7 protein-coding genes are annotated in these 14,470 nt (G+C 70.2%); all 7 read right to left on the minus strand.

Annotated elements, in window-relative coordinates:
- Positions 1-8 precede the first annotated feature (8 nt).
- The 7 genes from pks13 to trhA all read right to left on the minus strand — a co-directional run bounded on the left by pks13 (position 9) and on the right by trhA (position 14,289).
- Entirely contained in the window at positions 9-5,033 is a 5,025-nt protein-coding gene (gene pks13 / locus ACT3S3_RS09205) for a polyketide synthase Pks13 (RefSeq protein ID WP_441588171.1), read from the minus strand.
- Positions 5,034-5,190: 157 nt separating this feature from the next.
- Entirely contained in the window at positions 5,191-7,065 is a 1,875-nt protein-coding gene (locus ACT3S3_RS09210) for a FadD32-like long-chain-fatty-acid--AMP ligase (RefSeq protein WP_301441660.1), read from the minus strand.
- A gap of 77 nt (positions 7,066-7,142) precedes the next feature.
- Positions 7,143-8,087 (minus strand): cutinase family protein, encoded by a 945-nt coding sequence (locus ACT3S3_RS09215; RefSeq protein WP_301441661.1) that lies wholly within the window; start codon positions 8,085-8,087, stop codon positions 7,143-7,145.
- A gap of 69 nt (positions 8,088-8,156) precedes the next feature.
- Entirely contained in the window at positions 8,157-10,508 is a 2,352-nt protein-coding gene (locus ACT3S3_RS09220) for an alpha/beta hydrolase-fold protein (RefSeq protein ID WP_301441662.1), read from the minus strand.
- Positions 10,509-10,859: 351 nt separating this feature from the next.
- Entirely contained in the window at positions 10,860-11,381 is a 522-nt protein-coding gene (locus ACT3S3_RS09225) for a DUF732 domain-containing protein (protein WP_444626703.1), read from the minus strand.
- A complete protein-coding gene (locus ACT3S3_RS09230; protein ID WP_301441664.1) occupies positions 11,378-13,360 on the minus strand; it encodes an alpha/beta hydrolase-fold protein in 1,983 nt (660 codons plus the stop codon). Before ACT3S3_RS09230 ends, ACT3S3_RS09225 begins: the two co-directional genes overlap by 4 nt.
- Before the next feature lie 296 nt (positions 13,361-13,656).
- Positions 13,657-14,289, minus strand: coding sequence for a PAQR family membrane homeostasis protein TrhA (gene trhA / locus ACT3S3_RS09235; protein ID WP_301441679.1), 633 nt, complete (start codon positions 14,287-14,289; stop codon positions 13,657-13,659).
- Positions 14,290-14,470: the final 181 nt, after the last annotated feature.

The following is a 14,470-nucleotide window of genomic DNA, read 5'->3' on the forward strand; positions in this document are numbered from 1 at the left end:
ATCCCACGCTAGCGCACCTGGTTCCGCTGGGGGATGTCGCGCAGGTGCTCGGTGATCCGTGCACCGACGATGCCGATGGACGGTTCGTCCGGCACGGCCAGGTGGTCGCCGGCGAGCTGGACGAGCTCCAGGTCGTCGACCACGCCGTCCCAGCCGCCGTCGGCGGGGATGTCGGCGAAGGACGGCTCGAGTTCGATCGCGCCCTCGTGCATACCCTCGGACTTGTACAGCGTGACCGGGGCGGAGACCTCGGCCCAGCGTTCGAAGTCGAGGGTGTTGAGGATGCGGGTGTCCACGAAGCTGGCGCGCTGGTGCTCCAGAACGCCGGCGGCCAGACCGTGCGAGGAGGCGTCGGTGTTCTGCAGGAACATGCTCATCATGCCGATGAGCGCCTCCTCACCCTGGGCCTCGAGCAGGTCGTGCGGGACGGGCAGCTCGATACCGTAGGTCTTCGCGGCGAAGGCGGCGTAGCGGTCCCAGCGCGCGTGCATCTCCTCGGTGGTGTCCGGGGCCGGGTTCGCCGGACGCACCAGGTCGAGCAGCTCCAGGTGGCCCACGGTGACCTCACCGGCCTTCTCCAGGCGGTGGGCGACCTCGAAGGCCAGCGCGCCACCGAAGCTCCACCCGCCGAGGACGACCGGACGGCCGTCGGCCAGTTCGGTGATGTCGGCGACGTAGGCGTCGGCCCGCTCATCCAGCGTGCCCTCCAGACGCTCCACACCGTAGACCGGCACGTCGGCGGGCAGACGCCTGGTCAGCGGCTCGTACACCACGCTGGACCCGCCGGCGGGGTGGAAGACGAAGACCGCCGGGCTGTCCGACCCCTCGGGGCGGGCACGCAGTACACGGATGTTGCCGTCCACCGCGGTCTCGAAGACGTCGCGCACCAGGTTGGCCAGCGGTTCCAGGGTGCCGGCCTCGGCGACCTGGGTGGCGCTGATCTCCGCGCCGGAGCGTTCGCTCAGCCGGGCGGCGATCGCCGCGGCGGTGTCGGCGTCGACCTGCGGCAGTGCGCTGGTGACGCCGGCCGGGGCGGCACCGGTGAGCGAGGCCCACGTGCCGAAGACCATGCGCTCGGAGGCGTCACGCGGGGCGACGCCGACACCCTGGGAGTCGGCTGCCTCGGCGGCCTCGGCTGCCGGTGCGGCGTCGGCGGCAGTCTCGGCACCCTCAGCGGCCGGCGTGTGCGTCACGCCGTCGAGCTTCTCCTGCACCATCTGCTCGACCAGGGAGATGACCTCGTCGACCGAGCCGTCGCGCAGGGCCTGCACGTTCAGCGACGGCAGGTCGAAGTCGTACTCCACCCGGTTCTTGATCCGCATGCCCATCAGCGAGTCCAGGCCCAGGTCGATCAGCGGCAGCTCACCGGGAAGGTCGTCGACGTCGTAGCCCATCGACTCCGACACGATGCTGCGCAGCCGGTCTGCCACGCTCTGCCCGGACTCCGGGGTCCACCGCTCGGAGTCGGTGTCCACCGACGGCAGGGCGTTGCGGGCGCCGGACACCTGGCCTGCGGCCGGCTCCGTCTGCGGCGTCGCGGAGGACGCACCGGCGGCGCCAGCGGCCCCGGCGACACCGGCCGCCATGCCGCCCGCCGGCGACGCGGCGAAGGCCTCACCGGCCAGGCGCGACTCGTCTGCACCGTCCATGGCGTAGACCTGCACACTCAGCCCGCCGAGGGTACGTGCCACCAGGGTGGTCACCTCACCCTCGGTCGGCAGGGAGCCGTAGGTCTCCACCGCGGCGAGCACGGCGTCCGGCACGACCGCTCGCGCGGCGGCCTCGGCGACGGCGTCCACGCTGGGAACCTCCGCGGCGGCGACGGCGAACGCGGTCCGTCCGTCCGGCAGCGCCACCCGGCGCCCCGGCACCCCGCGCACCGACCCGCCGCCGGGACGCGCCGCGGTCCAGTAGCGCTGCAGGTTCCAGTGCACCCCGGGGATGCCGGACACCGCGCGCCCACGGCGCAGCGGGCGCCCGTCGGAGGAGTTCAGGCAACGGAAGTCGACCTCGCCGCCACGCACGTAGAGCTCGGCGACGGTGGCCAGCAGCGTGTCCACGCTGGGCTCCTTGCGCTTGAGCAGGTACATCAGGCTGGACTCGCCGGCGTCGTGGGCGAAGGCGGTGTTCATCATCGGCATCAGCGCGACCGGGTTCGGGGAGAACTCCACGAAGGTGCGGAAGCCCTCGTCGAAGAGCCGTCCGGTGGCGTCCGACAGCCACACCGAGTAGCGGGTGCAGCGCAGGAAGTAGTCCGCGTCGTGCACGGTGTCGCCCGGCTGGTAGACCACGCCGCGGTCCACGCTGCTGTACACCGGGGTGTGGATCGGGAGCGGGGTGATCCCGGCGATCTCCGCGTGGAGCTCACCGAGGATCGGGTCGAGCATGCTGGTGTGCCCGGCGCCCTTGACCTTGAGCATGCGGGCGAACTTGCCCTCGCCCTCCAGGTGGGCCACCAGGTCCGCGACCGGCTGGGCGGGCCCGCCGACCGTGGTCATGCCCGGGGCGGCGTACACCGCCGGCTCCACGGCGGCGAACTGCGGGTTCTCCTTCTGGAACTCCACCAGGTCCTCGACGCCGAGCTCGATCACGGCCATCGCGCCCTGCTTGTCCTCGGGCAGCAGCTTCTCGCCCTCGCCCATCAACCGCGCACGGTGGCAGGCGATGGTCACGGCGTCCTCCATGGACAGCCCGCCGGCGGCGTAGGCGCCGGCGATCTCGCCCATCGACTGGCCCACGATCGCCGCGGGACGCAGCCCCAGGGCGGTCATCAGGTCGGTCAGGGCGATCTGGATGGCGGTGATGCCGACCTGGGCGGTCTCGGTGGTGAAGTTCTGCGCGTCGTCCCGGATCATCTCGACCACGGAGTAGCCGGCCTCCTGCTGCACGACCTCGTCGACGTCGTCGAGACGCTGGGCGAACAGCGGCGACAGGGTGAGCAGCTCCTTGCCCATCTTGCGGTGCTGGGAGCCGAAACCGGAGAACACCCACACCGCGCCCTCGCGCTCGGGGCTGTCGGCGACGGAGATGCCCGCGCCCTTGCGCCCCTCGGCCAGGCGGGTCAGCCCGGCGACGGCCTCGTCGGTGTCGTGGGCGAGGACCACACCGCGCGAGCGGCCGTGGTTGCGCTCGCCGAGCACCCCGGCGGCACCGGCGAGCACGGCGTTGCCGGCCCTGCCGGTCTCCCCCAGCCAGGACGCGATGTCCGCCGCGGCGGTCCGACGCCGCGAGGGCAGCAGCCCGGAGACCGGGAGCAGACGCGGCAGCGCGCGTCCCGCCGGGTCACCGTCCGACTCCTCGCCGCCGTACTCCTGGACGCCGGCCCAGTCGATCACGTCGGGACGTTCGGGGACGTCCCGCGCCGCCGGTGCCGCGCCCTCCGGCGCGACGAGCACGACGTGGGCGTTGGTGCCGCCGAAGCCGAACCCGGAGACGCCGGCGACCGCTGCGCCGGAGTACTCCGGCCACTCGCGCGGGTCCTCCACGACCTCCAGGTGCTCGCGGTCGAAGTCGATGTAGGGGTTGGGGCCGGTGAAGTTCACCGTCGGCGGCAGGACGCCGCGCCGCATGCCGGAGACCACCTTGATCACCCCGGCGACACCCGCGGCCGCCTCGGTGTGGCCGAAGTTCGTCTTCGCCGAACCGAGCAGCAGCGGCGAGGCCACGTCGCGACCGGCGCCGAGGACCTGGCCGAGGGCGCCCGCCTCGATCGGGTCGCCGAGGATCGTGCCGGTGCCGTGGGCCTCCACGTAGTCCACCTGGGACGGGTCGATGCCGGCGTCGGCGTAGGCGGCGGCGAGCACCGCGGCCTGCGCCTCCGGGTTCGGGGCGGTCAGCCCGTTGGACCGGCCGTCCTGGTTCACCGCGGAACCGGCGATCACGGCGAGCACGTCGTCGCCGTCGCGGCGGGCGTCCGACAGACGCTTGAGCACCACGACACCGGCGCCGTCGGAGCGCACGATGCCGTCGGCGTCCTCGGAGAACGCGCGGATGCCGCCCGTCGGGCTCAGCACGCCGAGCTCGGAGAAGGCGATGGTGGCGAAGGGGCTGGCCAGCAGGTTCACGCCGCCGGTGACGGCCACGGAGGCCTCCCCGTCTCGCAGGGCGCGCACCGCCTGGTGGATGGCCACCAGCGACGCCGAGCAGGCCGTGTCCATCGCGACCGAGGGGCCGCGGAAGTCGAAGGCGTAGGAGATGCGGTTGGCGATGATCGCGCTGGAGTTGCCGGTCAGCGCGTACGGGTGCGCCTCGGACGGGTCGGCGCTGATCAGCATGCCGTAGTCGTTGTTCGTGGTGCCCATGAACACGCCCACGTCCGTGCCGCGCAGGGTGTTGGCCGGGATGCCGGCGTCCTCCAGCGCCTCCCACGTCAGCGACAGCAGGATGCGCTGCTGCGGGTCCATGTTCGCCGCCTCGACCGGGGAGAGCCCGAAGAACTCCGCGTCGAAGGAGGCGATGTCGTCGATGTAGCCGCCGGTGAGCACGGCCTCGGCCATGCGCCGGGACATCTCCGGGTCGTCGTCGTACTCGCTCCAGCGCCCCTCCGGGAGCTCGCCGACGCCGCTGCGGCCCTGCTCGAACATGCGCCACATGCCGTCGACACCGTCCGCGCCCGGGTAGCGCCCGGCCATGCCCACCACGGCGATCTGCCGGTCCTCCGGCTCCAGACCGGCACCGGCACCACCGGCACCGCCGCCGTGCGCGGTGCGTCCTCCCGCGACGCCGCGTCCGGTACGCGTGCCACCGGCGAGGACGAACCCGGCCAGTGTGGCGATGGTGTTGTACTCGTAGGCCACCGTGGCGTCCAGGGGCACGCCGGTGAGGCGCTCCAGCTCGCCGGACAGCACCACCACGTCGCGGCTGGACAGCCCGAACTCCTCCATCTGCCGGTCGTCGGTGATCTCAGCGGCGTCCAGGCCGGTGGTGGCCTGGACCCAGTCGCGCAGCCAGGCGCGCATCCCTGCCGGGGTGCTCGGTACGGCCGGTGCAGCGGGAGAGTTCTCGGGACCGGAGAGATCAGACGTTTCAGTCATATCGGGGACGATCATCCTTGTTTCATGGTGGACGGTTGGGAGGGGCGGCCTGAACGGGCACGACGGCCACCGTCAACATGCAATCGACGGTGGCCGTCGCCACGCTACAAAAAGGACGTCAACCACTCTAGTCGACGGTGACGGCGGGGACCGGTCACTACCGGTCGAAGCGGCCGTCCAGGTAGGCGGTGGCGCACACGCGGCGGGCGATCTTGTTCGCCGAGGACCGGGGGATCGTCCCCTGGTCCACGATGCGGATGTCCGCGGGCGTCACACCGTGGGTGGCGGTGACGGCCTGGCGGATGGACGCCACGGCCTCCGCGTCACCGGACGCGGGTGCCTCCGGGTCACGCTCGGCGACGAGGACGAGCTCCTCGGAGCCCGAGTCGCTGCCCGCACCGCTCACCGCGAAGGCGGCGAGCACGCCGGGCAGGACGTGGCCCTGCGTGGCGTCGGCGGCGGTGGCCTCGATGTCCTGCGGGTAGTGGTTGCGTCCGGCGACGACGACGAGGTCCTTGATGCGGCCGGTGATGTAGAGCTGGCCGTCGACGACGACCGCCAGGTCACCGGTGCGCAGCCAGTCGTCCTGCGGGGCGTCCTGGACGGCCGAGCCGTCGGAGAGACGGTTGGCCGCCGGCAGGGAGTTGCGGAAGGTCTCGGTGGTGTCGTCCTCGCGCTCGAGGTAGCCGGCGGCGATGTTGCCGCCGTTGAGCCACACCTCGCCCACGGTGCCCTCGGCGAGCTCCTCACCGGAGGTGGGGTCGACGATGGCCATGAACAGGGACGGGCCGGGCTCGCCGACGCTCATGATCGGCACGGCGTTCTCGGCGTCGTCGGCGACCTCCACGGCCTGACCCTCGGCGAGCTTCTCGCGGTCGAAGACGCGCAGCTTCGGGCGGTCCTCGGTCTGCGGGGTGGTCACGAAGACGGTCGCCTCGGCCAGACCGTAGGACGGGCGCATCGTGGAGCGGCGGAACCCGGCCGGCTCGAAGACGTCGCAGAAGCGGTCCACGGACTGCAGGCTCACGGCCTCGGCACCGTTGATGATGCCCTCGACGTGGCTGAGGTCGATGTCCGCCAGGTCCGCGCGCTTGGCCGGGTCGGCGTAACGCGAGGCGAGCTCCAGGGCGAAGTTCGGGACACCGGTGTACACGTTCACGCCGTCGCCGCGGTCGGCGAGCTGGCCGATCCAGCGACCCGGGTCCTGGATGAAGTCGCGCGGGGCCATGATGTCCTGCGGGATGCCCAGGATCAGCACGAAGGACGACAGGATGATGCCCATGTCGTGGTGGAAGGGCAGCCAGTTGACCAGGCGCATCGGCATCTGCAGCTGGCCGGCCTGGAAGACCTGCAGCACGTTGGTCACGATGCTGCGGTGGGTCAGCACCACGCCGGCCGGGGTGCGGGTGGAACCGGAGGTGTACTGCAGGAACGCCGCGTCGCCGGCGTTCGGCGCCAGCTCCGGGTGCTCCATCAGCGCCATCATCGGGTTCTGCCACTCCTCGGCGAGCGAGTCAGGCAGGGCGTCGATGGTGAGCACGCGGGGACGCTCGGAGGACGGCAGCGCGGCGAAGTGGCTGCGCACGTGGCCGGCGGAGGTCTTGTTCGTGAGCACCACGGTGGGCGTGGACGAGTCCAGGACGGCGGCGAGGTGGTCGGCGTGACCGGGCTCGGTGGGGTCGTAGAGCGGCACCGGGACCGTGCCGGCGTAGAGCGCGCCCATGAAGCCGAAGAGGTACTCCGGGCTGTTGTTGGCCAGGATCGCCACCCGGTCCCCACGCTCGGTGACCTGCTGCAGGCGTACGCAGACCGCCTTGACGCGGGTGTTGACCTCCGCGCGCGTCCAGGTGACGGTCTCCCCCTCGGCACCGGAGGCGAAGTCGTGGAAGGTGATCAGCGGGGTGTCGACCGTCCCCTCCATCTGGGCCATGGTGAACAGCATCTCGCACATGGCGGAGAGCGAGAGCTGGTCCGGGATGGCGATCTCGCCCTTGTCGTCGTAGAACTGCGCCATCGCGTCGCTGATGTCCATCAGGTCTCCCTCGTTACTGTCTGTCGGATTGCTTTCCGCAATGAATCCTATCGTCCCCGGGACGTCTCCCGTGACAATTACCGCCCTTCGGCGATGATGTCGCCGACCCAGTTGTTGATCCACTGCGGGACGGTGCCGCCGTCGACGACGGTGCCGTTGCTGGAGTACTCCGCGTGCACCTTGTTGGCGTCGATGAGGTCGTTGGCACGCTGCACCGCGTTGCCGATGTCCCGCGGCGCACTGCACACCAGGTCGGCCGGGGCGCAGAACTGCAGCGTGCTGTCCTGGAGGGCACCGAAGTCCTGCGGGCGTGCACCGCGCATCGACGCCCCCGGGACGATGGGGCTGACCAGGGCGCTGACGGGGCTGAGCGCGATCTCCGCGCCGATACCGGTGGCGTCGGGGCTGCCGACGAGCTCACCCTTGCCGTCCTCCCGACGACCGTCGGCGATCAACGCGACGCCGGCGACGGCGTCCGCCGGCACGCTGGACTGGCCGTTGCCGATGGCGGTGGCCAGGTCGCCGGTGAGCACCGCACCCTGGCTGAACCCGACCATGATCATGCGGGTGGCCGGGCACTGCTCGTTGACGGCCGTCATCTCGGCCTCGAGCGCGGCGTACCCCTGGTTGCGGGAGTCGTCGTAGGACATCTCGCGCAGCGCCTGGATGTTGCGGAACTGTGCGGCGTAGGGCAGCGTCCAGCTCTTGAGCTGGCCCCCGTCGACACCGTCGCCGAACTCCTCCTGCAACGGCTGGGTGACGTTGAGCAGCAGCGAGTTGGGGTGCGACGTCGGGTGGATCGGGTCGTCGTCCGCGGAGGACTCCCAGGTGCCCGGCGCGGCGAACAGCTGGTAGTCCGGGCAGGACGCCGGCTGCTCCGGGTCGGTGGTGCGGGTGGCGTCCGGCTCGGCGGTGTTGTCGGAGCCTGGGCCGCCGGCTTCGCGGGAGAGCCACGAACCGATGCTGACGACCAGGACGACGGCGAGGACGATGACCGCCGCGATGGTGAGGAACTTTCTCATGGGCAGTCAGAGTACCCCGTTTTCCTGGCAGCGCTCTGCCAGGTGGTGGGCAGCTCGCGTGAGTACGCGTCAGCTCCGGTGCACGGTGCCGTCGGGATCCTGCACCAGCGTGCCGCCCTCGAACTCCACCGAGGCCGAGCCGTCGGCGTGCCCGGTGTAGTCGCCGGTGATGAAGCCGAGCTCGCCGCCCTCGTACCCCTGGGCACGGTAGGCGTCGAACAGTGCGCCGTGGCGGATCACGAAGGTGCCCTTGTCCGAGGTGTAGAGCACCCCGTGCTCGAAGTCGCGGAACTGTCCGCGGGTGCCCTCCGGCGACGCCGCGGTGTCACCGGGCGTGCGGTCCATGTCCGGCAGGCCGAGGAGCCCGTCCGGGCCGTCCAGCTCGTCGTAGCGCTCGGCGATCGCACGGTTCGGCAGGGTGTAGACGGTGTTCCCGCCGTCGGCGCCACCGACGGTGAACAGGGTGCCGCCGGTGAAGTCGGCGCGACGCGAGCCGTCCGACGCGACGGTCTCGTCGCCGGTGAGGAAGCCGTAGCGTCCCCGCTCGAAGTCCTCCCGGCGGTAGGCGTCGAAGAGCGCGCCGTGACGGATCAGCGCCGTGCCGTACTCCTGGGACCAGTAGATGACCCCGTTGTCGAAGTCGGTGAAGTAGCCGGGCACGTGCGTGGCGCTGTGGTCACCGGTCGGGAAGCCCAGCTCCTCACGCTGGGCGACGCTCGTGGCGTCCGTACCGAGGTAACGCGCGGCGATCGCACCGTGCAGCAGGTGCACGTCCCCGTCCGGGGTGCGCAGCGCCGCACCGTTCTCGAAGCGCTGGACCTGGCCGGTGCGTCCGGCGACGGTGATGTCCTCCTCCGGGGCGACCGGGTAACCCCACGCGCCGTACTCCCAGTTCGTGGCGCTCCACTTGTCGACCACGTCCTGGGCCACGGTCACCGGGCCCTTGCCGTCCTGCACCTGCGACCAGTAGATGAAGCCGTGCTCGAACTGCGCCCACGCGCCACCGTCGCGGGCCCAGGAGTCCGGCTCCACCGGGTAGCCGAGCCAGGAGTTCGGGCCGCCGAGTTCGCGGTACTTCGCGCCGGTGCGGCCCCAGGTGGCCACCGCACCGGTCTCCTCGTCCGCGCCGTCCTTCAGGTAGACCACACCGCCACGGAAGTCCTGGGCGGTACCGGTGACCTTTCCGTCCTCGTTCCTGATCTCGTAGACCTCGCTGATGCAGTCGCCGAGGTCGTAGTTGTTCTTGTTCGTGCGGTAACGCTCCACCGCCTCGGCGAAGGCACCCTCGGCCTCGCACTGCACAGAGGTGTCGGACTCGTCGAGCCCCAGGGCGTCCGCCATGTACGGCCACGCCTGCTTCATCTCGTACTCCCAGTACGGCCAGGTGTGTGTGCCATTCGGACGGAACTTCGTCACGGTCTTCACCCCGGCGAGGTTGGCGAAGTTCACGAACGTCTGGCTGGTCACCCGCGACGCCGCCTCCATCGCACCGGAGTTGATGTCCGCCGCGCTGCCCGGGATGTCGCCCTGGGCGTCCCACGCGCCGGCCAGACCGTTGCCGGCGGCCACGTAGACGGTGGTCCCCGCGCGACGGAAGTTGCCGACCAGCAGTTTCGGGTCGTGGGTGAACCACTCCGGCGAGTAGTAGTTGCCCCACATCTTGCGGGCGTCGTAGCCGGCCTGCTCGGTGATCATGCCGAACGCGCGCGGCATCAACGGCGACGAGGTGTCCAGGTAGCCGGAGAAGGACGCCGCGAAGTCGAACATCTCCGCGTTGCGTCCGGCGAGCACCATTGCGCCGGTCGCGCCCATCGACAGCCCGCTGACCGCGCGGCGGTCGTTGGTGCGCCAGCCCTGCTCCAGGATCGGCGGCAGCTCCTTGGTGAGGAAGGTCTCCCACTTGAAGCTCTTGCCGCCGTCCGCCGACTGCCAGTCAGTGAAGAACGACCCGCCGCCGCCGATCGGCAGCACCAGGTTCACGTTCTTGTCCGCGTAGAACCGGACGGCGTCGGTGGCGTAGGACCAGGCGCTCTCGTCCTCGCTGCTGTAGAGCGGGCCGAGCTGCCAGACCGAGGGGAAGGTCTTCTCCGGGGAGCTGTACCAGTCGCGCGCCAGGTGGACCTGCACCTTCACCGTCTCCCCCGGCATGGCGGCGGAGTTGATGTGGAGCTTCACCCACCGGTCGGTGATCCACTCGACCTTCTCCACCGAGACACCGTCCGGCAGTCCCGGCAGGTCCTGCTCGGTGACCGACAGCGGCTCGCGCTCGGGGGCGGCACCGGGGTCCATGAACGCCAGCGGGGAGTTCTCCGGGGCGGTGTCCGTGGCCGCCTCGGCGGCCGCGGCGGCCTCCGGGGAGACCCCCGAATCGTCCTGGGCGGCTTCCTGGGCCGCTTCCTGGGCCGTATCTTGGGCGGTCACTTGGCCGGTCTCTTCGGCGGATGCCGGTGCCAGCGGCGTGAAGATGAGGGCACAGGCCAGCAACGTGCCGGTTACCCGGGCATGCCGCGATGGGCGATGGGACACTGGGGTTCTCCTTGGATGGAAACGTCGGTACAACCCCTGCCTTATCGCCGGGCCCCCAGAAACCGATACACGGTAGTATAAATATCACTTAAAAAGTGACGCAGGACACCCTGCGGGTGCCCCCGTCTCCGCATGTCGAGAAGTGTTACCACTTTTTCCGGGTCTGCTTTTCAGCGACCTGCGGGTATACCGCGAAAGGGCCCGGAGAAGTGGTAGCACTTCTCCGGGCCCCTTCCCCTGCGCGGGTCAGCCGCAGTAGTGGTTCTCCGCGGCCTCGGTGATGATGCGCTGGGCATCCTCGGCGGACACGTCGGTGAGCTCCTGCACCTCGAGCTGGCCGGCGATCATCGGCACGGCGAACCCGTCGCGCCCCTCCTCGTTCGCCAGGCACTGCTCACGGGCGGCGGCGATGACCTGGTCCTGGATCGCCGAATCCTCCACGTCGATGCCGTTGTCCTTGATCTGGGAGAGGAAGGCGTCGTCCTCGTCGGTCCGGGGTGCGACCTCGCCACCCGGCTCCTCGACCTCGTTGACCTCCCCGTCGCGCGGGGAGTCGCCGGAGCCGTAGCCGGTGTCCGGCGCGGCGGACGTCGGTGCGTCCGACGAGGACGGTGACGCCGATGACGAGGCGGACGAACTCACGCTGGGGACGTTGGTCTGCGTGTCGTCGTCACTGTCGACCGTGGAGTCGCCGCCGCAGGCGGCCAGGGTGCCGGCGAGCAGCAGTGCAGACGCCGCAGCGCCGAACCGCTTCATCGGGATGCTCATCGCGGATCCTTCTCGACGTTGCCGTTGACCTCGCGGATCTCACCGTTCTGGAACTTCACGACCTCGCCGCCGGCGTCGATGGACTGCTGGTCCTCGACCGGGAAGCCGAAGCGACCCTGCTCCCACTTCTCCTCGCCCCAGGCGTCGAAGATCGAGCCGTAGCGGATGATGTGCGCACCGGTGGAGGCGGACCAGTAGATGTTGCCGTGCTCGAACTGGGTGAACGCGCCACCCTTGATCTTGATCTCCTCGGAGGTCGGGAAGCCGAGTCCGGAGTCGTCGGGGCCGCCGGCCTCGACGTACTTCGAACCGATCTGCCCCTCGATCATGCGGACCTTGCCGGACTTGTCACGCACGGCGACACCGTTCTGGAACTGCTGGGCGGCACCGTCCTTGACGGTCTCCACGGCGGAGACCGGGTAGCCGAAGGCGCCGCTCTCCCACTTGGTGGCACCCCAGGCGTCGACGATGTCGTTCTTCACCGCGACGGCACCGGTCTGCGGCGTCCAGTAGATGATGCCGTTCTCGAAGCGCTGCAGGATGCCGCCGTCCTTCAGTCCGGTCTGCTCCTCGCCGGTGGGGTAGCCCAGCCAGCTGCCGGCACCGCCCATCTCGGAGTAGCGGGCACCGATGCGGCCCCAGCTGGCCCAGGCCTTCTCGGCGTCCTTCTTCCAGTAGATGCGGCCGTTGCGGAAGTCCTGCACCTTGCCGCCGTTCGCGGCGTCGTACTCGTTGGTGGTGCAGGTCCCCAGGTTCTGGCTGCGCTGGCGCTTCTCTGCCTCGGCGATGCGTCCCACGGCGGCGCAGTTGGCGCCACGGTCCTCGTCGGACAGCCCGAAGGTCTGGGCGATGTACGGCCAGGCCTGGGTCATCTCGTACTGCCAGTAGGGCCAGTCGTGGGTGCCGGAGCTGCGGTACTTGGTGACCACGTCCACGTCGGCGCGGTTGGCTGCGTTGGCGAAGGTCTGCGTGGTCATCCGCGACATCGCCTCCAGGCCGAAGGCCGCCGGGTTGGCCGGGTAGCCGGGGATCGGCCCCTGCTGGTCGTAGGGACCGGCGTTGCCGTTGCCGGCGGAGACGTAGACCGTCATGTCCTTGAGCTGGTCGACGTGCTGCTTGGGGTCGTTCTCGTTCCAGCGCTCGGAGCCGTAGGATCCCCACATGCGCTGCGCGTCGTAGCCGTTGCCCTCGTTGGTGGCGAAGTTGATGGCCTGCGGCACACCGGGCGAGGTGGTGTCGAGGTAACCGGAGAAGGAACCGACGAACTGGAAGAGCTCCGGGTGGCGCTGCGCGAGGTTCACCGCGGCGGTACCACCCATGGAGATGCCGGTGATGGCACGCTGCTCGGTGGTGCGCCAGCCTTCACGCAGCACCGCGGGCAGCTCCTGGGTCAGGAAGGTCTCCCAGTTGTAGGTGGTGCCGTCCTCGGGGTCCTCCTCCCAGTCGGTGTAGAAGGACGATGCGCCGCCGACGGGCATGATCACGTTGACGTTCTTGTCGGCGTAGAACTGCTGGATGTTGGTCGACAGGGTCCAGCCGGACTCGTCGTCGCGGGCGCGCAGGCCGTCCAGCGCCCACACGGACGGGAAGTCGCGGTCGGGCTGGCTGTACCAGTCGCGGGCCAGGAGGATCTGCACCAGCACCGGCTCGCCGGGCATCGACGGGGTGTTGATGTAGACGTTCGCCCACCGGTCGGACAGCCACTCGACGCGGTCGACGTCCACGCCGTCGGGCAGTCCCGGCAGGTCCTGGTCGGTGGTCTCCTGCGTAGGACGCTCCGGCACGTCGTCCGGGTCGAGGTAGTTGCCGAGGCCGCCGAGGCTGCCGCCCTGCGCCGCGGCAGGCGCGGCGAGGGGCAGCGCCAGGGCCACCGAGAGCGGCACCGCCAGGATGGCGGCACCGACGCGCCGTGAAGCCCCACGGGACGAGGGGCGGCGGGCGAGGGACTTCCCGGTGCGGGTGTTCGCAGCGTTACTCATGGTGGTGGCGTTCTTCCTTCGTAGGTACGTCTCGACGGTCACGGCGGCATCGGCTGTGGAGTGACCGGTGCACCGGCAGCGGGTTCCCCGCCCACTGCCGACGTCCGGTCGAAAACCGGTGCCCGCCACCGCGGCCCGGCCCCGGTACGGAGGACGGACGGAGGGTGACGGCAACACCGGCAATTATGGCAACCGGGACGCGAAATGCCCCGGACAACACGCCAGAACCTTGAAGTTTTACTTGAGACTTAGTTTCTCCACGGAGTCTAACACCCCACCACACCCCCGCACAGCCTTCAGGACAGAACGAGGATCCAGATCGCGATGTGGTGCAGTCCCCCGGCCACGATCGTCGCGGCGTGGAACACCTCGTGGAAACCGAACCAGCGCACCGAGGGGTTGGGACGCTGCCGGCCGTACACCACCGCCCCGGCGGAGTAGACCAGCCCGCCGACCACGATGAGGATCCCCGGCACCACCGGGATCGACTCCACGAAGCCCCCGAGCTTCAGCACCGCCAGCCACCCCAACGCCAGGTAGACGACCACGTCCAGCCAGCGCGGGTGGCCGATCCAGAAGATGTTCATCGCCACCGCGCCGATCGCCAGCACCCAGCAGACCGGAAGGATCCACAGCCCGTCCGACCAGGAGTCGAAGGCGAACACGGCGATGGGACCGTAGGTGCCGGCGATGAAGATGGCGATCATCGAGTGGTCCGCCCGACGCCACGCCTGCACGGTGGCCTCGCTGCGCCACGGGGCACGGTGGTAGAGCGCGGACACCGCGAAGAGCGCGATCAGGCACAGCGAGTACAGCGCGGTGATCCAGGACAGCGCGGCATTACCGTGCAGCATGAATGCGGCGGCGGTCAGGGCCGTCCCGGTTCCCCCGAAGTACCAGGCGGCGTTCTCGTGGAGCCGTCCCCGCATGAAGGGCCGCGCACCGCGGTCCACCGCCGTGAGCCGGCGACCGTTCCCACTGTGCCCGACGTGCGCCCGCTCCCCCTGCTGCCCCGGTTGGTTCTCTTCTGTTTCCATACTCGCCGAGTGTATGCCTACGGCCCGGGAGATGGTGATCATCTCCCGGGCCGTGGGGGCACTGCTTCAGTCA

Origin of the sequence: Corynebacterium sp. AOP40-4SA-5, from assembly GCF_052377355.1 — a bacterium.
Lineage (GTDB): Bacteria > Actinomycetota > Actinomycetes > Mycobacteriales > Mycobacteriaceae > Corynebacterium.

Bases quoted from the DNA above. Each gene is read 5' to 3' on its own strand.
- ACT3S3_RS09225 (WP_444626703.1), bottom strand. From the start codon at position 11,381: ATGAGCATCCCGATGAAGCGGTTCGGCGCTGCGGCGTCTGCACTGCTG.
- ACT3S3_RS09230 (WP_301441664.1), bottom strand. From the start codon at position 13,360: ATGAGTAACGCTGCGAACACCCGCACCGGGAAGTCCCTCGCCCGCCGC.
- ACT3S3_RS09215 (WP_301441661.1), bottom strand. From the start codon at position 8,087: ATGAGAAAGTTCCTCACCATCGCGGCGGTCATCGTCCTCGCCGTCGTC.
- ACT3S3_RS09210 (WP_301441660.1), bottom strand. From the start codon at position 7,065: ATGGACATCAGCGACGCGATGGCGCAGTTCTACGACGACAAGGGCGAG.
- pks13 (WP_441588171.1), bottom strand. From the start codon at position 5,033: ATGACTGAAACGTCTGATCTCTCCGGTCCCGAGAACTCTCCCGCTGCA.
- trhA (WP_301441679.1), bottom strand. From the start codon at position 14,289: ATGCGGGGACGGCTCCACGAGAACGCCGCCTGGTACTTCGGGGGAACC.